The organism is Rhodoferax sp. GW821-FHT02C08 (genome assembly GCF_059421805.1).
The window spans coordinates 1-20,707 of the sequence record NZ_JBWKVR010000001.1 but is presented as its reverse complement, the minus strand read 5'-3'; the positions used below and the strand labels follow the sequence as shown (position 1 = coordinate 20,707).

General features: G+C 61.1%; 20 protein-coding genes. 5 read left to right on the top strand and 15 right to left on the bottom strand.

The features are described from left to right. Positions 1–13: 13 nt before the first annotated feature. Genes AC07VY_RS00100 through AC07VY_RS00085 form a run of 4 tightly spaced genes read right to left on the bottom strand, consistent with a single transcriptional unit; the run spans position 14 to position 4,393 of the window. Positions 14–574, bottom strand: a complete 561-nt coding sequence (locus AC07VY_RS00100) for a DUF4276 family protein (RefSeq protein ID WP_495096080.1) — start codon at positions 572–574, stop codon at positions 14–16. Then, on the bottom strand, positions 571–1,758 hold the full coding sequence (locus tag AC07VY_RS00095; RefSeq protein WP_495096081.1) for an AAA family ATPase: 1,188 nt from the start codon (positions 1,756–1,758) through the stop codon (positions 571–573). Before AC07VY_RS00095 ends, AC07VY_RS00100 begins: the two co-directional genes overlap by 4 nt. Before the next feature lie 41 nt (positions 1,759–1,799). After that, positions 1,800–3,122, bottom strand: coding sequence for a homoserine dehydrogenase (locus AC07VY_RS00090; protein ID WP_495096082.1), 1,323 nt, complete (start codon positions 3,120–3,122; stop codon positions 1,800–1,802). 47 nt (positions 3,123–3,169) lie between these two features. Further along, positions 3,170–4,393, bottom strand: a complete 1,224-nt coding sequence (locus AC07VY_RS00085) for a pyridoxal phosphate-dependent aminotransferase (RefSeq protein ID WP_495096083.1) — start codon at positions 4,391–4,393, stop codon at positions 3,170–3,172. Positions 4,394–4,533: 140 nt separating this feature from the next. On the opposite strand from AC07VY_RS00085, the gene AC07VY_RS00080 reads away from it, so the two are divergent. The 4 genes from AC07VY_RS00080 to AC07VY_RS00065 all read left to right on the top strand — a co-directional run bounded on the left by AC07VY_RS00080 (position 4,534) and on the right by AC07VY_RS00065 (position 7,743). Then, a complete protein-coding gene (locus AC07VY_RS00080) occupies positions 4,534–4,911 on the top strand; it encodes an Mth938-like domain-containing protein (protein WP_495075452.1) in 378 nt (125 codons plus the stop codon). Positions 4,912–5,071: 160 nt separating this feature from the next. Continuing rightward, complete coding sequence (locus tag AC07VY_RS00075; protein WP_490592504.1) at positions 5,072–5,548, top strand: peroxiredoxin; 477 nt, start codon at positions 5,072–5,074, stop codon at positions 5,546–5,548. Positions 5,549–5,706: 158 nt separating this feature from the next. Then, complete coding sequence (locus AC07VY_RS00070; protein ID WP_495096084.1) at positions 5,707–7,422, top strand: PhoH family protein; 1,716 nt, start codon at positions 5,707–5,709, stop codon at positions 7,420–7,422. Between the two features lie 18 nt (positions 7,423–7,440). Next, on the top strand, positions 7,441–7,743 hold the full coding sequence (locus AC07VY_RS00065; RefSeq protein ID WP_315234512.1) for an antibiotic biosynthesis monooxygenase family protein: 303 nt from the start codon (positions 7,441–7,443) through the stop codon (positions 7,741–7,743). 63 nt (positions 7,744–7,806) lie between these two features. On the opposite strand, the gene AC07VY_RS00060 is transcribed toward AC07VY_RS00065, so the two are convergent. From AC07VY_RS00060 to AC07VY_RS00010, 11 genes are all read right to left on the bottom strand, one after another. Continuing rightward, entirely contained in the window at positions 7,807–8,466 is a 660-nt protein-coding gene (locus tag AC07VY_RS00060; protein ID WP_495096085.1) for a YiaD family glycine zipper/OmpA-like lipoprotein, read from the bottom strand. Between the two features lie 106 nt (positions 8,467–8,572). After that, positions 8,573–9,439: a sugar phosphate isomerase/epimerase family protein gene (locus AC07VY_RS00055; RefSeq protein WP_495096086.1), complete on the bottom strand. Its 867-nt coding sequence runs from the start codon at positions 9,437–9,439 to the stop codon at positions 8,573–8,575. A gap of 4 nt (positions 9,440–9,443) precedes the next feature. Then, the gene (locus tag AC07VY_RS00050; RefSeq protein WP_495096087.1) at positions 9,444–10,625 is read right to left on the bottom strand and encodes a dihydrodipicolinate synthase family protein; all 1,182 of its coding nucleotides are present in this window, start codon (positions 10,623–10,625) and stop codon (positions 9,444–9,446) included. Positions 10,626–10,689: 64 nt separating this feature from the next. Further along, positions 10,690–11,853, bottom strand: a complete 1,164-nt coding sequence (locus AC07VY_RS00045) for a Gfo/Idh/MocA family protein (RefSeq protein WP_495096088.1) — start codon at positions 11,851–11,853, stop codon at positions 10,690–10,692. Positions 11,854–11,892: 39 nt separating this feature from the next. Next, positions 11,893–12,987, bottom strand: coding sequence for an ABC transporter ATP-binding protein (locus AC07VY_RS00040; protein ID WP_495096089.1), 1,095 nt, complete (start codon positions 12,985–12,987; stop codon positions 11,893–11,895). Next, positions 12,980–14,092 (bottom strand): Gfo/Idh/MocA family protein, encoded by a 1,113-nt coding sequence (locus tag AC07VY_RS00035; RefSeq protein ID WP_495096090.1) that lies wholly within the window; start codon positions 14,090–14,092, stop codon positions 12,980–12,982. Before AC07VY_RS00035 ends, AC07VY_RS00040 begins: the two co-directional genes overlap by 8 nt. Then, positions 14,092–15,114, bottom strand: coding sequence for a Gfo/Idh/MocA family protein (locus AC07VY_RS00030; RefSeq protein ID WP_495096091.1), 1,023 nt, complete (start codon positions 15,112–15,114; stop codon positions 14,092–14,094). The genes AC07VY_RS00035 and AC07VY_RS00030 overlap by 1 nt, the downstream gene beginning before the upstream one ends. Continuing rightward, positions 15,111–15,986 (bottom strand): carbohydrate ABC transporter permease, encoded by an 876-nt coding sequence (locus tag AC07VY_RS00025; RefSeq protein WP_495096092.1) that lies wholly within the window; start codon positions 15,984–15,986, stop codon positions 15,111–15,113. The genes AC07VY_RS00030 and AC07VY_RS00025 overlap by 4 nt, the downstream gene beginning before the upstream one ends. Next, the gene (locus AC07VY_RS00020) at positions 15,967–16,908 is read right to left on the bottom strand and encodes a carbohydrate ABC transporter permease (RefSeq protein WP_495096093.1); all 942 of its coding nucleotides are present in this window, start codon (positions 16,906–16,908) and stop codon (positions 15,967–15,969) included. The genes AC07VY_RS00025 and AC07VY_RS00020 overlap by 20 nt, the downstream gene beginning before the upstream one ends. Before the next feature lie 71 nt (positions 16,909–16,979). Further along, the gene (locus AC07VY_RS00015) at positions 16,980–18,245 is read right to left on the bottom strand and encodes an ABC transporter substrate-binding protein (protein WP_495096094.1); all 1,266 of its coding nucleotides are present in this window, start codon (positions 18,243–18,245) and stop codon (positions 16,980–16,982) included. A 95-nt stretch (positions 18,246–18,340) separates the two neighbouring features. After that, positions 18,341–18,991: a TetR/AcrR family transcriptional regulator gene (locus AC07VY_RS00010; protein WP_495096095.1), complete on the bottom strand. Its 651-nt coding sequence runs from the start codon at positions 18,989–18,991 to the stop codon at positions 18,341–18,343. Positions 18,992–19,198: 207 nt separating this feature from the next. Between AC07VY_RS00010 and AC07VY_RS00005 the strand changes: the two genes are divergently transcribed. Continuing rightward, a complete protein-coding gene (locus AC07VY_RS00005; RefSeq protein WP_495096096.1) occupies positions 19,199–20,548 on the top strand; it encodes a Gfo/Idh/MocA family oxidoreductase in 1,350 nt (449 codons plus the stop codon). Positions 20,549–20,707: the final 159 nt, after the last annotated feature.

Below are 20,707 nucleotides of genomic sequence, written 5' to 3'. Positions count from 1 at the left end.
AATGTCCAATAAATCAATGGGCAAGTCGCCGAATCCCGGCTACGAGATTGCGAAAACTGTCAGATCGGAAGTTCTCAAGATCAAGATGGGTACCTATCGCTCGCGATCCACCTACTTTTTGGTAAAGCCCTTTCGTCAAGATGCCTAGTTCTTTAGACGGAGATCCTAGGTAATCAGGACTGCGGAATTTCTTAGTAGCCTGCAATTTCACCAATCCGGAAATACCGAGTCCACGCTCGACTGCAGCTAAATCAGCCAAATAAAAAGTCTCAAGCTCCCTACAGGCAATGCGTACCAAGCTGTCGGGACGCCCCGCCTGGATACATATGGCCAACAGCTTTTCCTTCACCGCGCCGCAATCCGGATTGGAGTCTTGGTCGCGTAATACTACAAATTTTGCTAATGGATTCTGATAACCACGTAACTTTCGAAGTAATTGCTTTTCTAGATCCTGCTTACCTTGAAAGGTGATGTACCGGTAGACCATCCCTCCATCTGGAAACAAACGGGGCAACAGTCCCTCCAGCATGGCCTGTGCAGAGGCCTCCTCCAAGCAAAAAACCAACTCCGTCATATGGGGTCAGCCCCCTTAAAGAAGCCTTGTTTCCACAAATTGCCCATTTGATCGCCGTCTGCCATATAGGCTGCAATTTGCACATCATCCCTTGCTCGACGAATCTGAGTTCCGCCACCCTCCTTCACCAACCAAAATACCTCATCAAGCTCAATCGCATTCAGAAAATCCGGCGAATGGGTGGACACGAGTACTTGTCCACCACGTTGAGCGTACAGACGGAACTCTTCAGCCAACTCAATCATTAACTTGGGATATAGCTGATTTTCAGGCTCTTCTACACACAGCAATGGGTGCGGTTTAGGGTCATGTAACAACACAAGATAGGCAAACATCTTGATAGTGCCATCGGAAACATAGCGATCCAAAAAAGGGGTCTTGAACGAACCATCCTGGAACCGAAGCGTCAAGTACCCATCATCCAACAACAATGGCTCCACCGCACGAACCCCTGGTACACGCCGAGCCATGGTGGTCAAAATGTTCTGAAAATCCCGGGGGTATTGCTCGTACAAATAACGTGCAACCAATGGCAGGTTATCGCCCGTTTCAGACAGATGCTCTGAATCACCGGACGGCTCTTTACGCCCACGTGCGGCATCAATGTGAAAATCGGAAACATGCCACGACTCCATTAACTGACGAAAAGCATTGGCCGCCTTGAATCGCTCAAACTGCCCTAAACCTTTGATGGCTAAAGTGTCAGGTGCAACCGTTTGGAACTCTCGCTCCAACTCGCCGTCGGGCTTATGGAAATCCTCTTCGTTATTAATGGCAAAACCTTGCCCATTGGTGAAGTCTAAAAATCTGTAAGGACTCCCGTAGCGCCCGCGCTTGTAGCGAAGCACCTCTCGCTTCACATAAGGCGCATTTCCTTTTTCGGCGATTTCCAACGAATAGGTGACCAGGCGATCAACGCCCGCAATCGGCATGCGGTATTGAATTTCGATCAAGATTGTGTCTTCCACACTGTCTCGACTCAAAACCTCTTTGAATCTACCCCGACGATCCAGGGCTTGTCGTACATTGCCCTTGAGGCAATCATGTAGGAATCCAAACACATCAAACAAGGTCGTTTTACCCGCGCCATTTGCTCCCACTACGACGAGAAAATCAGGCATTTCAGAAATATGAACATCCCGAAAAGCCTTAAAGTTTTTTAGGCGTATCGACTCAATTTTCATAGCGCAACCCTCACAGTTTTAATGCGTAAAGGAGTATGAGGTCAGGCCAGCTCTTCCTTGCGGATGCGGGTGATGGGCGCGAGCACGGTGGGCAGGGCCTGCATCTGCGCCAGGGCGGCGTTCATGCGCGACTCGGTGCAGTCGTGGGTCAGGATGATCACATCGGTTTGCGTGGCGCCTTCGCCGCCGATTTCATCGGCTTCGCGCTGCAGCACCGCGTCGATGCTGATGTCGGCCGCGGCCAGCAGGCCGGTGACGGTAGCCAGCACGCCGGCCTGGTCGGCTACGCGCAGGCGCAGGTAGTAGCTGGTGACCACGTCGCCCATGGGCAGCACTTGCAGATCGCTCAGGGCATCTGGCTGGAAGGCCAGGTGCGGCACGCGATTGGTCGGGTCGGCGGTGTGCAGGCGGGTGATGTCCACCAGGTCGGCGATCACCGCGCTGGCGGTGGGTTCGCTGCCCGCGCCCTTGCCGTAGTACAGCGTGGTGCCGACGGCATCGCCCTGCACCACCACCGCGTTCATCGCGCCTTCGACATTGGCGATCAGGCGCTTGGCTGGCACCAGGCTGGGGTGCACACGCAGCTCCACGCCCTGCGGCGTGCGCTTGGTGATGCCCAGCAATTTGATGCGGTAGCCCAGTTGCTCGGCGTACTTGATGTCTTGCGAGCCCAGCTGGGTAATGCCTTCGACATAGGCCTTGTCGAACTGCACCGGGATGCCGAAAGCGATGGCCGACATCAGGGTCAGCTTGTGCGCGGCGTCCACGCCTTCGATGTCGAAGGTGGGGTCGGCCTCGGCATAGCCCAGGCGCTGGGCTTCTTTGAGCACCACGGCAAAGTCCAGGCCCTTGTCGCGCATTTCGCTGAGGATGAAGTTGGTCGTGCCGTTGATGATGCCGGCCACCCACTGGATGCTGTTGGCGGTCAGGCCTTCGCGCAGCGCCTTGATGATGGGGATGCCACCGGCGACGGCGGCTTCGAAGGCCACCATCACGCCCTTGGCGTGGGCTGCAGCGAAGATCTCGGTGCCGTGCACGGCCAGCAAGGCCTTGTTGGCGGTGACCACGTGTTTGCCGGCGGCAATGGCTTCCAGCACCAGCTCTTTGGCCAGAGTGTAGCCGCCGATCAGCTCGACCACGATGTCGATGTCGGGGTTGGCGATGATGGCGCGCGCATCGGCCACCACCTGGGCGCGGTCGCCCACCAGGGCTTGGGCCTCGGCCACATTGCGGCGCGACACCATGGTGACCTCAATGCCACGGCCGGCCCGGCGCTTGATTTCTTCCTGGTTGCGCTGCAAAACGTTGAACACGCCGCTGCCGACAGTGCCGATGCCGAGGATGCCTACTTGGATGGGTTTCATAACAGATATTTAAGTAAAAAGTGCCGATAGCGCAGGTAGTACGTGCGCTAGGCGCTACGTTTACGATAGCTTTCAAGAAATTTGGCAACGCGGCCAATGGCTTCGCGCAGGTCGTCTTCGTGGGGCAGGAAGACGATGCGGAAGTGGTCCGGTTGCTGCCAGTTGAATCCGGTGCCCTGCACCAGCATGACGCGGGTTTCGCGCAGCAGTTCCAGGAAGAATTGGCGGTCGTCGGCGATCGGGTAGACCGCCGGGTCCAGCCGGGGAAACATATACAGCGCCGCTTGTGGCTTGACGCAGGTGACGCCCGGAATGGCGGTGATCAGCTCGTAGGCCAGGTCGCGCTGGCGGCGCAGACGGCCGCCTTCGCAGACCAGGTCGTTGATGCTCTGGTAGCCGCCCAAGGCGGTCTGGATGGCCCATTGGCCGGGCACGTTGGAGCACAGCTTCATGTTGGAGAGCATGTTCAGGCCCTCAATGTAGTCGGTGGCCACCTTTTTGTTGCCCGACACCACCATCCAGCCCGCGCGGTAGCCGCAGGACCGGTAGCTTTTGGACAGCGAATTGAAGGTCAGGGTCAGCACGTCGGTCGACAGGCTGCCCATCGCCGTGTGCTTGACGCCGTCGTACAGCACCTTGTCGTAGACCTCGTCGGCCAGGATCACCAGGCCATGCTCGCGGGCGATGGCGACGATCTCCAGCAGCAGCGCGTCGGTATACACCACGCCCGTGGGGTTGTTGGGGTTGATCACCACTATGCCCTTGGTGCGCGGCGTGATCTTGGCGCGGATGTCGTCCAGATTGGGCATCCAGTTGTTGCCCTCGTCGCACAGGTAGTGCACCGGGGTGCCGCCAGACAGGCTGGTCGCGGCCGTCCACAGCGGGTAGTCGGGCATGGGCAGCAGCAGCTCGTCGCCGTTGTCCAGCAAGGTGTTGGTCGCCATGGTGATGAGCTCACTGGCGCCGTTGCCCAGGTAGATGTCGTCCAGCGTCACGCCCGCAATGCCTTGTTGCTGGGTGTAGTGCATGACCGCCTTGCGCGCGCCAAAAATGCCCTTGCTGTCCGAATAACCTGCCGAATTGGGCAAGTTGCGGATCATGTCCTGCTGGATCTCTTCCGGCGCGTCGAAGCCAAAAACCGCCAGATTGCCGATATTGAGCTTGATGATCTTTTGGCCTTCGTCCTCCATCTGGCGCGCTGCGTCCATGATCGGCCCGCGAATGTCGTACAGCACATTGGCCAGTTTGCTGGATTTTTGGATGGTCTTCATGGTGGCCTAGTGGGCGCTTAATGGGCAAATACGCAAGCCGCCTGCTCCCGGACTGCCTGCAAGGATGGAAACCTATAATTGGACCACATTTGCCGCCCCGTTCCAGGGCCTGGCAACATCCAACCCAGGCACGCCGCCCCATGAAGATCCAACCCGATAAATTCGACGTCCAATCCATCACCGGCTACGGACCCGGTTGGGTGGGCATCAACACCGACAAAGTGGAGCACAGCGTGGTGCTGGGCTCGCACGGTGAGCGCCTGGTATGGAATTGCGCACGCTTTGAGGACCTGACGGAGGAGCACTTCGCACAACTCGCCGCGCTGCAGCCCGAGCTGGTGATCTTTGGTAGCGGCAGCCGTATCCGCTTTCCCAAACCGGTCTGGATGAAGGAACTGATGGCCCGGCGCATAGGCCTGGAGACCATGGATACACAAGCCGCCTGCCGCACCTACAACATCCTGGCCCAGGAAGGTCGCCACGTCGTGGCAGCCCTGATACTTGAGCCTGCGCCGTGAGCCTCAGGGTTTTCAGGGTAAAATCGAAGGTTGCAGCTGCGTAATAACCTTCACAGCAGATTGGTCAGCCGCGGTATCTTGGTCAAGCATGTGATCGCATCTTTCCAAGCCACTTTCAGCTTTCAACGACCACATCCCGTCACAAGAGACCCCAAGCACTATGGCGATCGTTGTCAATAAACCTATCCCCGAATTCGAAGCCAACGCCACGGGTGGCGTAAAGGTCTCCAACACCACCCATCTCGGTAAAGTTGTCGTCCTGTATTTTTATCCCAAAGATAACACCCCTGGGTGCACCACGGAGGCCATGCAGTTCCGCGACAAGCATAAAGAATTTGTAAAGGCCGGCGCCACGGTGTTCGGTGTGTCGCGCGACAACATGAAGTCGCACGACGAGTTCAAGACCAAACTCGAACTGCCGTTTGAACTGATCGCCGACACCGAAGAAAAAATGTGCCATATGTTTGGCGTGGTCAAGAACAAGATCATGTACGGCAAAAAGGTCAAGGGCATCGAGCGCAGCACCTTTCTGATCGGCGCCGACGGCGTACTGAAAAACGAATGGCGCGGCCTGAAAGTACCCGGCCATGTGGACGACGTGCTGCAAGCCGTCAAGGACCTGAAAAAAGCCGTTTAAAGCCGTCATTGCTGCACGGCACCAAAATGCCACGCAGCTCATGCATAATGAATTCATGTTTTTGGTGAATTCGAACGCGCTTCCCCCTCAAAAGCCGCCCGGGCCTCCTGGCGGCTTTTTCGCTTTTTGATCCTTCTTTTTAGCGAGCCCCACGCCCTATGCCATTGCCACCCGCCCCCACCAAGCGCGCCGCCACCCTGGCCCGTGAAGCCTATGACGTGGTCGCCAAGCCCGTCAAAAAATCGGGGACCAGCCGGGCACCTAAAGCCAGCGCCAATGCCGGCCCCGTAGACGAAAAACCCCAAGCCCGCAATGTGGCGGTGGAACCGGTGGAGCAGCGCCTGCCCACCCAGCGCGACAAATCCAGCCCCGCGGCCGAACCCAGCAGACCCGCACCAGCGGCAGACCGCGCAGCCCCCGCACGCAACCGTGGCGTGGCCCTGCTGCAAGAACCCGCTGCCAAGCGCAAGCCCCCCAAGAGCACGGGGCCGGCCAAGCTGTTCGTACTGGACACGAATGTGCTGATGCACGATCCGATGTGCCTGTTCCGCTTCGAAGAGCACGACATCTTCCTGCCCATGATCGTGCTGGAAGAGCTGGACAGCAACAAAAAGGGTATGACCGAAGTCGCCCGCAACGCACGCCAGACCAGCCGCTCGCTGGACGCCCTGGCCGGCAGCAATGGTGGCGACATCGGCATCGGACTGAAGCTGGATGCCACCGGCCACCCCGAAGCCGGCGGTAAGCTGTTCTTCCAGACCCAGACGCTGGACTACACACTGCCGTCCAGCCTGCCCCAGGGCAAGGCCGACAACCAGATCCTGGGCGTGGTCGAGGCGCTGCGCCCGCTGCATCCCGGCCGCGAAGTCGTGCTGGTGTCCAAGGACATCAATATGCGCGTCAAGGCCCGCGCACTGGGCCTGGCCGCCGAGGATTACCAGAACGACAAGGCGCTGGAAGACGGCGAGTTCCTCTACTCCGGCGCACTGGCCCTGCCGGCCGATTTCTGGAGTAAGCATGGCAAAACCGTGGAAAGCTGGCAGCAAGGCCTGCACACTTTCTACCGCATTTCCGGCCCCATCGTGCCCGAGATGATGGTCAACCAATTCGTCTACTTCGAAGCCCCGGGCGAGCCCAGCCTGTATGCGCGCGTGACCGAAATCCGCGCCAAAACCGCGGTGTTGAAGACGTTGAAAGACTACAACCACCTCAAACACGCCGTGTGGGGTGTGACCACCCGCAACCGCGAACAAAATTTCGCAATGAACCTGCTGCTCGACCCCGAAGTCGACTTCGTCACCCTGACTGGCAACGCCGGCACCGGCAAGACCTTGATGGCCTTGGCCGCCGGCCTGACCCAGGTGCTGGACGAACGCCGCTACACCGAGATCATCATGACGCGGGCCACGGTCAGCGTGGGTGAAGACATCGGCTTCCTGCCCGGCACCGAAGAAGAAAAAATGGGCCCGTGGATGGGCGCACTGGACGACAACCTGGAAGTGCTGGCCAAAACCGAGACCAGCGCAGGCGAATGGGGCCGCTCGGCAACCAACGAGCTGATCCGTTCGCGCATCAAGATCAAGAGCATGAACTTCATGCGCGGCCGCACCTTCCTGAACAAGTACGTGATCATCGACGAGGCACAGAACCTGACGCCCAAGCAGATGAAAACGCTGATCACCCGCGCAGGCCCCGGCACCAAGATCATCTGCATGGGCAACCTGCAGCAGATCGACACGCCGTACCTGACCGAAGGCTCATCCGGCCTGACGTTCGCGGTGGACAAGTTCAAAGGCTGGCCGCACAGCGGCCACATCATGCTGGCGCGCGGCGAGCGTTCGCGCCTGGCCGACTTCGCCAGCGAAGTCTTGTAAATTTACAAAGTGACCAACATGATTTTAGAAATTGCCGATATCCGTATCCGCCCCGGCGAGCAGGCCGCCTTCGATGAGGCCATCACACGTGGCCTGCAAACCGTCATCAGCAAGAACGCTGGCTGCAAGGGCTACAAGGTGAACAAGGGCATCGAGAGCCCCGAGCGCTATGTGCTGCAGATCTTCTGGACCTCGGTAGAAGCCCACAACGTCGGCTTCCGCGAAAGCCCGGCCTTCGCCGAATGGCGTGCCATCGTCGGGCCGTTCTTTGCCAGCCCACCGGTGGTGGAGCACTTTGACTTGGTCACCAAGTCGGACTAAGACAGCAGACGTCAAAAGGCCCGTGGAACCATTGGTTCCACGGGCCTTTTTTATGGGTGAGATTTACTGCTGCGCGCGTTCGGCCAGGTAGATCTCGACGCGGCGGTTGCGGGCCCGGCCGGCATCGCTGCTGTTGTCGGCAATGGGCTCGTACTCACCACGGCCGGCCACCGCCACACGGCGCGAATCCACACCGCGTGCGCTCAGGTAGTCGCGCGCGCTTTCGGCGCGGCGCAAGGACAGCGGGTTGTTGATGGCGTCGGAGCCGGTGTTGTCGGTGTGGCCAATGATGCGCACCTCGGTGTTAGGCTGGTTCTGCAGGCCACTGGCAAACTGGTCGAGGATGGGGCGCAGATTCGGCTTGATATCGGCGCGGCCGGTGTCAAAAGAGATGTCGCTGGGGATATTCAGCTTGAGCTGGTTGTCCGCGGTTTGCGTCACCGCCACGCCGGTGCCGGCGGTGGCCTGCTCCATCGCGGCCTTCTTGTCCTGCATGTGCTTGGACCAGACATAGCCGCCGAGCGCGCCGACCGCGCCGCCCACGGCCGCGCCGGTTTTATTGCCGCCGATCAAGGCACCGGCGACTGCGCCAATACCTGCGCCAATACCAGTCCCTTTTTGGGTTTCGCTCATGTTTGCGCAGCCGCCCAAAGCCAGGGCGGCAATGGTGCAAGCAATCACAGGTGCGCGCAGGGAAAAGAAGGTGTGTGCCATGGTATCCATCCGTTTTTCAGTAGTAGTTCAACAACGTAATAAGTGACTGTTCGTTGACAGTGCGTCTTGGTTATACGCCAGAAAAATGGCTACTGGATGTGAACGGGATATTTGCCTACACAGCGCTACGGTGGCGGCTGACGCAGGTATTCAGCACCTCTTCGCCGGGGCGCTGCCACCAGTCGAGCTCCGAGAATATCTCGACCTCGCTATAGCCCTGGTAGCCTGCCGCTTCCACCCAGCCACGGATCTTCTTCAGTTCCACAACGCCGTCACCCATCATGCCACGGTCATTCAGCAAATCGCGGGTGGGCAGCAGCCAGTCGCACACATGGTAGGCCAGCAGCCGAACCGCGCCGGCGCGGGCAATCTGCTGCTGCAACTTCGGATCCCACCACACGTGGTAGATGTCCAGCGCCACGCCGAGTGCACCGGTCTGCTGCGGGTCCAGTGCGTCGCAGATATCCAGCGCATGCTCCAGCGTGTTGACGCAGGCGCGCTCCGCCGCCTGCATAGGGTGCAGCGGCTCGATGGCCAAGGGCATGCCGACCTGACGCGCGTACTCCAACGCGGCGGCAATGCCATCAAAGACTTCAGTGCGAGCGCGGGCGATGTCGGTATAGGCTGGCTTGCCGATCAGCGCGCCGGGCAGGCTGCCGACCACCAGCACCACGCAGGGTGCACCCAGGGTCTTGGCCTCGTCTATGGCTTGGCAGTTGTCGAGTAGCGCAGCTTGATGGCCAGCAGCGTCAACCGCCGGGAAGAAGCCTCCACGGCAATAGCCGGAAAGCTCTATGCCGGTATCACGCAGCTGCCGGGCGATCTTGTCCAACCCGACAGCTGCCACCTGGTCTCGCCAGGGACTGATGGCGCGGATGTCGCGCTGCGCGCACTCTTCGATGATGCGGTCCAGCTTCCACTGCTTGCGCACGGTGGCGGTGTTGATGGACAACCAGCGGTGGTTTTCAGAGAAATCACGCATGTTGTTATTCCACTCCGTGCAACGCCAGTAGTGTGCGCATGCGGTGCACCGCCAGGTCCGGTTGCTCCAGCAAGTTGGCCGTATCGGCCAGGCGGAACAGCTCGGCGAAGTGCGCCAGCGAACGCGTGCTCTGCTGGCCGCCGACCATGGTGAAGTGGCTCTGGTGGCCGTTCAGCCAGGCCATGAAAACTACGCCGGTCTTGTAGTAGCGCGTGGGCGCGGCAAAGATGTGGCGCGACAGCGGCACCGTCGGGCCCAGGATGGCGTGGAACTGCGCGCTATCGCCCTGCGCCAGGGCGCTGAGCGCGGCGCTGGCTGCGGGCGCGATGGCGTCGAAGATGCCCAGCAGCGCATCGCTCTGGCCATGCGTCACCTGCTTGCCGTAGCCGTCACCAGCGATCAGCTCGGCGTAGTTGAAGTCGTCGCCGGTGTACATGCGCACACCCGCGGGTAGACGCCGCCGCATGGCGATTTCCTTATCCTTATCCAGCAGCGAAATCTTGATGCCATCCACCTTATCCGGGTGCGCGGCGATCACAGCCAGAGCGGTGTCCATGGCCACATCTAGATTTAGTGAACCCCAGTAGCCTTTGAGCGCCGGGTCGAACATATCGCCCAGCCAGTGCAGCACCACCGGATGGCGGGCCTGGCGCAGGATGCGGTCGTAGACGCACTCATAGTCGGCCGGACTGCGCGCCACCCGTGCCAGCGCGCGGCTGGCCATGACGATCAGCCTGCCGCCGAATTTCTCGATGGCTTCCATCTGCTCTTCGTAAGCAGCGGTCACCTGGTCCACCGTGCGCACATCCTCCAGCACCAAGTGGTCGGTGCCGCAGCCGGATGCCACCAGCGCGCCGGGCACGTCGCGCGCAGCATCCAGCGAGCGGCGGATCAGCTCCAGCGAGGTCGGCCAGTCCAGGCCCATGCCACGCTGCGCCGTGTCCATGGCCTCGGCCACGCCCAGACCCAGCGACCACAGGCGCTGGCGGTAGGCGATGGTGGCGTCCCAGTCCACCGCGCACTGCAGCCAGGAGTCGATGGCGGCGCGCGGGTCGGCCACCACATGGGCGGCGGAATAGGCGATGCGGTTGAACGGCACGCGGGTGCTGGACGCCAGCGGCGCCGTGCCGCGCAAGGTATAGGGTTGCAGCGCCCCGGCGGTGGGTAACAAAAGGGTATGGGCCATGGTCATCTCACCACTTTTAAAGAAAATCGGGCTCTAGCGCAGGTAGTACCTGCGCCAGGAGCTATCAAATGTGTAGTGCGGGCACATCCACCCAGCGCCGTTCCTTCCAGGACTGCAGGGCCACTTCGACCAGTTGCACGCCCTTGGCGCCTTCGGGCAGGGTCCAGCGGTAGGGCTCGTTTTCCACCACGTGGCGGATGAAGTGCTCCCACTGGATCTTGAAGCCGTTATCAAAAACCTGTGAGTCCGGCACTTCCTGCCACTGGTCGAAGAAGTCCATGGTCTGCTTCTGGTCCGGGTTCCACACCGGGCGCGGTGTGGTCACGCGGCTTTGCGCACGGCAGTCGGTCAGGCCGGCGACGGCCGAGCCGTGCGTGCCGTCTACATGGAAGGTGACCAGGTCGTCGCGGCGCACCCGCGTGGCCCACGACATATTGAGCTGGGCAATCACCGGCTCGCCGTTGTGGCCGATGAGCTCGGCCGTGGCGTAGGCGGCGTCGTCGGCCGTGGCCTTATAGGGCTTGCCGGCCTCGTCCCAGCGCTCGGGGATGTGCGTGGAGCCTATGCACGACACGGACTTGACCTCGCCGAACAGATTGTCCAGCACGTAGCGCCAGTGGCACATCATGTCCAGGATCATGCCGCCGCCGTCCTCGGCACGGTAGTTCCAGCTCGGGCGCTGGATGGGCTGCAGATCGCCCTCGAACACCCAGTAGCCAAACTCCAGGCGCACCGACAGCATGCGGCCGAAGAAGCCGGCGCGGCGCAGCATGTCGAGCTTGCGCAAGCCGGGCAAAAACAATTTGTCTTGCACCGCACCGTGCTTCAGGCCGGAGGCCTCGGCCAGGCGGGCGATCTCCACCGCCTCGTTCAAATTGGTGGCAATCGGCTTTTCACAGTACACATGCTTGCCCGCGCGGATCGCCTTGGCCAGCAGGGTTGGGCGCATCTGGGTGGTGCCGGCGTCGAAGAACACGGTATCGGCCGGGTTCGCCAAGGCCGCGTCCAGATCCGTGCCCCAGCGGGCGATGCCGTGGGCCTGGGCCAGGGCCTGCATCTTCTCGGCGTTGCGGCCGATCAGGATGGGGTCGGGCATGACCTTGTCGCCGTTGCTCAGGGTCACGCCGCCCTGCTTGCGGATGGCGACGATGGAGCGGATCAGATGCTGGTTCATGCCCATGCGTCCGGTGACGCCGTGCATGATGAGACCGAGGGTGTGTGTCGTCATGGCTATTGCTTCCAATGGGCAAGGAGGTAAATAGATGGGCTAGCGCTGGGCCAGCGTCACACCGTCTTCCGCAAAGCCGTGGCAGCGCGCGGGCGGCAGATGCACCTGCACGGTGTCGCCACGCTTGTAATGGCTTTGGCCCACCACCTGCACCACCAGCGACTGCTGGGCGCCCAGGGTGCCGTACAGCACGGTGTTGCCGCCCAACTGTTCAGTCAGCACCACCTGCATGGCCAGGCTCGTGCTCTGGCCGCCCTGCTCTGCCAGCTCCACATGCTCGGGGCGTATGCCCACGCAGACCGGCGCGCCAACGGCAATCTGCGCGGCCAGCACGGGCAGGTGCACGGTCTCACCGCCTTGCAGACGCACATCCAATCCGTTGGCGTTGCGCGCAGCCACCGTGCCCTCCAGAAAGTTCATCTTCGGGCTGCCGATGAAGCCGGCCACGAAACGGTTCACCGGATGGTTGTACAGCTCCAGCGGGGAGCCGGCCTGCTCGATGATGCCGTCGTGCAGCACCACGATGCGGTCGGCCATGGTCATGGCCTCCACCTGGTCATGGGTGACGTAGACCATGGTGGTGCGCAGCTCGGCATGCAGCTTGGACAGCTCGACGCGCATCTGCACGCGCAACTCGGCGTCCAGGTTGGACAGGGGTTCATCGAACAGAAACAGCTTGGGTTCGCGCACGATGGCCCGGCCTATCGCCACCCGCTGGCGCTGGCCACCGGACAAGGCCTTGGGCTTGCGCTGCAGATAGCTGTCTATCTTCAGCATCTTGGCAGCGTGCTGCACGCGCCGGTCGATCACGTCCTTTTTCTCACCCGCAGTTTGCAAGCCAAAAGCCAGGTTGTCGTAGACGCTCATATGCGGGTACAGCGCATACGACTGGAACACCATGGCAATCTTGCGCTGGGCCGCCGGCACCTCGTTGACGCGGTCGCCGTCGATGCAGAACTCGCCATCGGAGATTTCTTCCAGCCCGGCGATCATGCGCAGCAAGGTGGACTTGCCGCAGCCCGAGGGGCCGACGAAGACCACGAACTCGCCATCGCGGATGTTCAGGTCGACACCGTGGATGATCTCCACGTTGCCGTAGCGTTTGATGATGCCCCGCAGTGACAGCTCAGCCATGGTGTGCCGCCTTGTTGAAGCTGCCACTGGTGGGTGCCCAGCTGTTGTATTTGGCGTGGCCTTGCGAGATGGGCAGGCTCACCTGCGTACCGGTTTCGGCCGAGTGGTAGATCGCCGTGATCAGCTCCAGCGATTGGCGCGCGTCATGCAAGCTCACGGGCGTGGGGGCACCGCCGGTCACGGTGGCGTGGATCAGCGCGAACTCGCCTTCGAAGGACTCCAGCGCCGGCACGAAGTCGGCCAGGGCGGCGCTGATGGCGGCATCGATCGCAGGCGTCTTGCCCTGGAAATGCCAGGGGTCCTTGCCGGGCCGGTAGGGCTCGGTGCTGCGGCTTTCCACCGTCAGGTCGGAGAACATGAAGCGCAGGCGCGACAGCTCTTCGGCCGCGCCCAGGGTGACCGACAGCGTAGCCACCGAGCCGTTTTCCATCCCGATGGAGATGGCGGCGCAGTCTTCCACCTCGATCGGGTTCACGCGGGTTGCCAGATGGGCGAACACGGTTTTCACCGGGCCGTTCACATAGGACAGCATGTCGTGCGCATGCAGAGCCTGGGTCAGGCAGCAGCCACCCATTTCGGTCGCCCATTTGCCGCGCCACTGGACCTCGTAGTAGTCGGCATCGCGGCGCCAGGATGTCTCGATGGTGGTCAGGAACGGCGTGTGCGCAAAGCCCTTGGACTGCAGATGCTTGAGCTTTTGCAGGCCGTGGCCAAAGCGGTACTGGAAGATGGGGAACAACATGCCTCTGGCAGCCTTTTGCGCGGCCGCAATCGCATCGGCCTCGGCCAGCGAGCCGACCAAGGGCTTCTCGCAAACCACATGCAGGCCGGCGGCCAGCGCCTGCTCGATCAAGGCGCGGTGGGTATAGGGTGGCGTGCAGATGTCGACGATGTCCACCTTGCCGCTGACCAACAGCTCGCTGAACTGGGTGGTATGCCAAGGCACGCTGAATTCGGCAGCTGCGGCGCTGGCCTTGGCCGCGTCCAGGTCGCACACCGCCACCACTTCGTACAAATCGGGAATCTGGGCATAGGCCTCCAGATGGCCCTTGCCCACACCCAGGCCAACCACAGCCACACGTAATTTTTGTAGTATCTGCACCATCACGCAACTCCTCCTACACGGGTGGCCAGGGCTTCGGCCTTCAGGGCCAGCTCGGTAGCCAAGAAACAATGGGCTTGGGACATGGCAGTTTCGGTACGGTTCAGCACATCCTGGATCAGCCGCGCGCCATAGGGCAGAACTTCGGCCTTGCAGTCCATGTGCTGCGTGCCCTTACCATCGACCAGGAACAGGTGGTCGCCGCCCGGGCGGCCGGCAATGTCCACGTATTTGCGCAGCTCGATATAGCCCTCGGTGCCCAGAATGGTCAGCCGACCGTCGCCCCAGACACCCAGGCCTTTGGGCGTGAACCAGTCCACGCGGATGAAGCCGGTGCCGCCATTGCCGCGCAGCAGCACTTCGCCGAAGTCTTCCAGCTCGGGGGTCTCCGGGTTACCGAAATTGCCGATGTGCGAGGCTACAACTTCGGCCCGCGTCGAACCGGTGAAATGCAGGAACTGGTCGCACTGGTGGGCCGCGATGTCGCACAGAATGCCGCCGTAGCGCTTGCGCTCGAAGAACCAGTCAGGGCGCGGGTTGTTGCGCAGCGCATGCGGGCCCATGCCCATGGTCTGCACCACGCGGCCGATGGCGCCTGCGGCTACCAGCTGGCTGGCCTTCTCGGTAGCACGGTTTTCGAAACGTTCGGAAAAGCACACCGAGAAAATCCGCCCGGTCTCGGCCTGCACCTTGCGCACCGCGGCCAGTTCATCCAAGGTGATGACACCGGGCTTGTCGACCATCACATCCTTGCCATGGCGCATGACAGTGATGGCGGTGGCGGCACGCACATCGGGAATGGTGGCGCTGACCACCAACTGGATGCTGGCGTCTTCCAGGATTTCGCGCTGGTCGGCCACGCGGCGGGCCTGCGGAAAAGCCTTGGCGTAGTCGGCGGCCAGGTCGTCTTCGACGGCATGGAAGCTGACCAGCTCGCCCCCGGCGTCCAGCACGGCGCGGGTCTGGCCGTAGATGTGGTTGTGGTTCAGGCCGATGGCGGCAAAGCGTATCGTAGGAGATGTCATCGTTTCATTCCAGATTGGGCAACGCCTTCAATGATCAGACGTTGGAAGCAGAGAAAAAACAGGAAGATCGGCAGGATGGCCAGTACCGACATGGCGAACAGCTGGCCCCAGGCCGATTGGCCGGTGGAGTCGACAAACGAGCGCAACGCCAGTGGCACGGTGTAGTTGCTGGCCTCGTTGAGGTACACCAGCGGGCCCAGAAAGTCGTTCCAGGTCCAGAGGAAGGAGAAGATGGCGGTGGTGGCCAATACCGGCATGGACAGCGGCATGATGATCTTCCAGTAGATGCGCCAGGGGCCGCAGCCATCCAGCACCGCGGCCTCGTCCAGCTCACGCGGAATGCCGCGGAAGAACTGCACCATCAGGAAGATGAAGAACGCATCAGCGGCCAAAAACTTGGGCACGATCAGCGGCAGAAAGGTGTCGATCCAGCCCAGCTTGAGGAACAGCACGTACTGCGGAATCAGGGTCACGTGGTAGGGCAGCATCAGCGTGCCCAGCATCACCACGAACCAGATACGCCGGCCGCGAAATTCCAGCCGCGCAAACGCATAGGCGGTGATGGAGCAGGATATGGTGTTGCCTACCACCACCAGCACCGCCACCAGCACCGAGTTCTTGAAGAACACGGTGAAGCTCTCCTGCAGCGCCGTCCAGCCCTGCACATAGTTGCCAAAGTCAAACGCGTGCGGCCAGATCGACAGGTCGGTAAAGATGATGGACTCGGGCTTGAACGACGAGGCCACCATCCACAGCAGCGGGTACAGCATCAGAAAAGTCGCGCCGATCAGCACGGCGTGGCGGGCCAGGCCCCCGACCAGCAGGCGCAGCACGCCCGGCCCCCGGGATTGGTTAGCGCGGATCGTCTTCATAGTAGACCCAGTATTTGGAGGTAAGGAAACTGATGCCGGTGAAGGCGCCGATGATCAGCAGCAGCACCCAGGCCAGCGCCGAGGCATATCCCATGCGGAAGTAGGAAAAGGCTTCCTGGTACAGGTACAGCGTGTAGAACAGCGTGGAGTCGATGGGGCCGCCGGTGCCGCCCGACACCACATAGGCCGGGGTGAAGGCCTTGAAGCCTTCGATGATCTGCAGCACCATGTTGAAGAAGATCACCGGCGCCAGCAGCGGCAAGGTGATCTTGCGGAACTTGCGCCAGGTGCCGGCGCCGTCCATGGAGGCGGCTTCGTACAGGTCTTGCGGAATCTGCCGCAGGCCGGCCAGGAAGATGATCATCGGCGAACCAAACTGCCATACCGCCAGCAGCACCAGGGTGTAGATGGCCGTGTCCGGGTTGGCGATCCAGCTCGGCCCCTTGTAGTTGAAGAGCCACAGCAGAATCTGGTTCAGCGTGCCATTGCCTTCGAACAGCTGCCGCCACAGCACGGCAATCGCCACCGAGCCGCCCAGCAGCGAAGGGATGTAGAACAGCGCCCGGTACAGGGCGCCGCCGCGTATCGCCTTGTCCAGCACCACCGCCACCAGCAGCGCGAATGCCAGCTTCAGCGGTACCTCCATCAGCATGTAGCTGAAAGTGACCTTGAGCGACTGCCAGAACCGGGCGTCCGCCGTAAACATGCGCACATAGTTGTCCGCGCCTATCCATTGGGCCGGACGCAGCAGATCGAACTTGGTGAACGACAGATACAGCGACGCCAGCACTGGCCCCAGCGAGAAGCAGACGAAGCCGATCAGCCAGGGCATCAGGAAGGCATAACCCACCAAGTCCTTGCGCCAGGCGGCACGCGACTGCCCTCGCCGCGCACGGGAGGTTTTTTCATCAAGGGTTGACACGTAGTTTGCCTTCCAGGCTAGACAGCAAAAAAGCGGAAGTGAAGCGCCCCTGCGGTCGCATGCCGTGGCCCTCAGGCCCTGGCGAGGATGCCTTCGACTTCGGTGTGGAACTGCTGGGCACCGTCCTTGATGCTGGTGCGGCCGAAGGCCACGGCATCGGCAACCCGGCGCAGCAGGTTCTCCACCTCGCCCGCGCCTTTGGGTGGTGGCGGCGGCAAGGGCACGGCGACCTTGGTGACGGCGGCCACATAGTCGAGCTGCATCTTGCCCAGGGCGTCCAGATCGGGCGCCAGTGCGGCACGTGCGGCGGCAGAGCACGGCACGCCGCGCTCGATGCCCAGAATCTTCACGCCCTCGGGGTCGTTGACCATGAAGTTGATCACTTTGGCCGCTTCTTCCGGCGCCTTGCAGCGGGCCGACACGCTCATCATCTGGGATGGCTTGATGTAGTGGCCGGACGAGCCGGTCTTGGCGCGTGGGAACACGCTAATGGCCAGCTTGTTCTTGTTGATGCCCTGGAAGGCCACCACCTGGTTGGAGTTGACGAAACTCATGGCCGCCAGGCCGCGGGTCAGCTCGTATTCCTCGACCTTGCCGTTGTTGGTGGCGCCCACATCGGCCGGTGGAATCGCCCCGGCCTTGCGCAGCTTGTCCCACAGGTCGAACCAGGCCGCCACGTCGTCGCGGGTGAAGGCGGCCTTGCCCTCGGCGGTGTAAAGCATCTTGCCGCGCTGGTTCAGCCACTGCTCGAAGCCCTGCTCCCAGCGGCTGTTGTCGCTGGCGCCCCAGTACTTGCCGGGGTTGATCTTGGAAATCTCGCCACTAATCTTGGCGAAGTCGTCCCAGGTCCAGTTGATGTCGATGGCTTTCACACCGACCTTCTCCAGCATGCCGGTGTCATACACCATGGCCTTGGAGTTGGAACCCAGGTTCACGCCATACAGCTTGCCGTCCACCTTGCCGCCGTCTTTTTCCTGCGGGCTGAAATCGGCCAGGGGCAGCAGCTTGTCGAGCGGCAGCAGGGTTTCACGGCGCGCGTACTCGAACAAATAGCGGTAGTCCATCTGGATCAGGTCGGGCGCATTGCCGCCAGCGGTCTGGGTACCCAGCTTGGTCCAGTAGTCACCCCAGCCCAAGGACTCAGCCGCGATCTGGGTGCCGCTCTTCTTGCTATAGGTGTCCAGCAACAACTTGGTGCGCTTGTCGCGATCCGGGTTACCCCACCAGAAGCAGCGCAGGCGGGTCGCCTGGGCCTGCGCCAATAAAGGATTCAAACCAAGTGCGGCCGTTGCCGCAGCGGCAGAGACTCCAAATTGACGACGGGTGAAAAGTGCCATAACCGCTAGCTCCTATAAGACGGGGAATGCGCGAATAGTTAACTCACTGGTGAATTATGAAATCGCCCATTTCCGCTGTAAATGGCTGCGGCGAGTCAATCTCTCAGGACATACCCTAGGACCACATCGCAGATGTGGGACAGCCGTTCACTGTGCGCCTTGGTGGCCATCAGATCCCGTCCAAAAATGGCCGACAAGGTGTAATGGTTGGACAGGTAAAAGTACGATAGGCTGGCAATCGAAATATAGAGTTGCACCGGATCGATACCGCCACGAAAGACCCCCTCAGCCCGCCCTCTTTCCAGAATATCGCCCAGGTCCTGGACCAAGGGTGAATTCAACTCACGGATGCGGGTGGACTGCGTCAAGTGCCGGGCCTGGTGCAGGTTCTCGCTGTTCAGCAAAGTGATGAATTCCGGGTGAGCGATGTAGTATTCCCAGGTGAATTCAGTCAAACGCCGGATGGCCTTGGCGGGCTCCAGATCACGCAGATGCAGCTCGCGCTCGGCATCGCGGATATCGGCATAGGTGCGCTCCAATACCGCTAAAAACAACTCGTCCTTGCTGGTGAAGTAGTAGTAGATCAACCGCTTGTTGAGTTGGGCGTTTTCGGCGATCCGGTCTACGCGCGCACCGGCAAAACCATAGCGCGAAAACTCATCTCGGGCGGCCGCCAGAATGGCCAGCTGCGAGCGGTCTGCGTCGCGCGAACGGGGCTCCACTATGGGGGTCTGCGTGCTAGTCATAGCGCTCCAGTGCAAAGAAATGCAGCAACAAAAAATATGCGCATGCAGGGTGTCAAGACAGGCCTTTCTGTGGATTCTATTCACTATTTAGTTAAATAAGACTATGATTTACAGACGAATTTGTCCCTCAGGCGACCGCTGCTGGACGCCCCAGGTTTACCAACCCCGCTGAAGCCGCGTGGTTTCAGAACCCATTCCATTTGCACCATGAGCAAGAAGCGTCATGCGTTTGTCGGCACCGGCGGACGCGCCCTGAGTTTTATCGAACCCCTTGTCACCACCTATGCCGGGCAGAATGAACTGGTGGCCATTTGCGACACCAGTCCGGCCCGCATGGCCTACTACAACAAGCTGCTGGAGGGCGACATCGGCTACCACGCGGTACCGGCCTACACGGCCGGCCGGTTCGACGCCATGCTGCGGGAGCAAAAGCCGGACGAAGTATTCGTCTGCACCCAGGACTCGGCCCACCACGACTACATCGTGCGCGCACTGCTCGCCGGCTGCGACGTGATCACCGAAAAACCCATGACCACCGATGCCGCCAAGTGCCAGGCGATTCTGGAGGCCGTCAAAGCCAGCGGGCGCCGGGTGCGGGTGGCATTCAACTACCGCTGGGCACCGTTCCGCACCAAGGTCAAGGAACTGATTGCCAGCGGCGTGGTCGGCAAGATCCACTCGGTGAATCTGGAGTACCTGCTGGACACCAACCACGGCGCCGATTACTTCCGCCGCTGGCATGCGCACATCGAAAACTCCGGCAGCCTGCTGGTGCACAAGAGCACGCACCACTTCGACCTGGTGAACTGGTGGCTGGACGCGATTCCGCAGCAGGTGTTTGCCTATGGCGACCTGGTGTTCTACGGCAAGCAAAACGCCATCAACCGCGGCGACGAGAAGCTGACCCGCTACGCACGCTACACCGGCGTGCCCGAAGCCAAGGACGATCCTTTCTACCTGGACCTGAACGAGAGCGAATCCTTTCGCGGCCTGTACCTGGCGGGCGAAGCCGACTCGGGCTATCTGCGCGACCAGAACGTGTTCCGCGACGGCATCACCATCCCCGACCAGATGTCGCTGAACGTGCGCTACCGCAGCGGCCAGGTGCTGACCTACTCCCTGGTTTGCTACAGCCCGCGCGAAGGCATGCGCGTGACCTTCAACGGCGACCGTGGCCGCATCGAATACCACGAGTTCATCGGCACCCACATGAACCGCGCCGTCAGCCCCAAGAACTGGAAGATCGAAGAGAAGCCCGGCGCCGAAGCCGAAGGCGAATGGATACGCGTGTTCCCGCACTTCCAGAGCAGCTATGTGGTACCCATGCCGGAGATCCGTGCGGCCCATGGCGGTGCCGATGAAATTCTGAACGCCCACTTCTACGGCCCACCGCAAGCCCCGGACGCCTGGGGCCGCACCGCAGGGCACGAACAGGGTGCGGCATCCATCGCCATCGGCATTGCGGGCGTGCAGTCCATGCAGTCCAATCTGCCGGTGAACATCAGCGACGTGGTGGCCTTGCCGCCCCAGGCGCGGCGCCTATCTGAGCTTATATAGAAAATATGCCTGATTAGCTACCTGCCTCAGACAGACTTGAATTTTGGTTCAGATGCGCCATACTGGTGTTTCATCCAGTTGTGTGCGAGGTGCCCCATGCCTATGAACCGCATCCAATTCCAGCCCGGCCTGTCTATGCCGGACTTCCAAAGTCAGTAC

Excerpts from the sequence above, each read along its gene's own strand:
- AC07VY_RS00065 (WP_315234512.1), top strand. The coding sequence starts at position 7,441 with ATGATTTTAGAAATTGCCGATATCCGTATCCGCCCCGGCGAGCAGGCC.
- AC07VY_RS00100 (WP_495096080.1), bottom strand. The coding sequence starts at position 574 with ATGACGGAGTTGGTTTTTTGCTTGGAGGAGGCCTCTGCACAGGCCATG.
- AC07VY_RS00090 (WP_495096082.1), bottom strand. The coding sequence starts at position 3,122 with ATGAAACCCATCCAAGTAGGCATCCTCGGCATCGGCACTGTCGGCAGC.
- AC07VY_RS00085 (WP_495096083.1), bottom strand. The coding sequence starts at position 4,393 with ATGAAGACCATCCAAAAATCCAGCAAACTGGCCAATGTGCTGTACGAC.
- AC07VY_RS00040 (WP_495096089.1), bottom strand. The coding sequence starts at position 12,987 with ATGGCTGAGCTGTCACTGCGGGGCATCATCAAACGCTACGGCAACGTG.
- AC07VY_RS00005 (WP_495096096.1), top strand. The coding sequence starts at position 19,199 with ATGAGCAAGAAGCGTCATGCGTTTGTCGGCACCGGCGGACGCGCCCTG.
- AC07VY_RS00025 (WP_495096092.1), bottom strand. The coding sequence starts at position 15,986 with ATGAAGACGATCCGCGCTAACCAATCCCGGGGGCCGGGCGTGCTGCGC.
- AC07VY_RS00075 (WP_490592504.1), top strand. The coding sequence starts at position 5,072 with ATGGCGATCGTTGTCAATAAACCTATCCCCGAATTCGAAGCCAACGCC.
- AC07VY_RS00015 (WP_495096094.1), bottom strand. The coding sequence starts at position 18,245 with ATGGCACTTTTCACCCGTCGTCAATTTGGAGTCTCTGCCGCTGCGGCA.
- AC07VY_RS00060 (WP_495096085.1), bottom strand. The coding sequence starts at position 8,466 with ATGGATACCATGGCACACACCTTCTTTTCCCTGCGCGCACCTGTGATT.
- AC07VY_RS00050 (WP_495096087.1), bottom strand. The coding sequence starts at position 10,625 with ATGGCCCATACCCTTTTGTTACCCACCGCCGGGGCGCTGCAACCCTAT.
- AC07VY_RS00095 (WP_495096081.1), bottom strand. The coding sequence starts at position 1,758 with ATGAAAATTGAGTCGATACGCCTAAAAAACTTTAAGGCTTTTCGGGAT.
- AC07VY_RS00055 (WP_495096086.1), bottom strand. The coding sequence starts at position 9,439 with ATGCGTGATTTCTCTGAAAACCACCGCTGGTTGTCCATCAACACCGCC.
- AC07VY_RS00030 (WP_495096091.1), bottom strand. The coding sequence starts at position 15,114 with ATGACATCTCCTACGATACGCTTTGCCGCCATCGGCCTGAACCACAAC.
- AC07VY_RS00080 (WP_495075452.1), top strand. The coding sequence starts at position 4,534 with ATGAAGATCCAACCCGATAAATTCGACGTCCAATCCATCACCGGCTAC.
- AC07VY_RS00035 (WP_495096090.1), bottom strand. The coding sequence starts at position 14,092 with ATGGTGCAGATACTACAAAAATTACGTGTGGCTGTGGTTGGCCTGGGT.
- AC07VY_RS00010 (WP_495096095.1), bottom strand. The coding sequence starts at position 18,991 with ATGACTAGCACGCAGACCCCCATAGTGGAGCCCCGTTCGCGCGACGCA.
- AC07VY_RS00070 (WP_495096084.1), top strand. The coding sequence starts at position 5,707 with ATGCCATTGCCACCCGCCCCCACCAAGCGCGCCGCCACCCTGGCCCGT.
- AC07VY_RS00045 (WP_495096088.1), bottom strand. The coding sequence starts at position 11,853 with ATGACGACACACACCCTCGGTCTCATCATGCACGGCGTCACCGGACGC.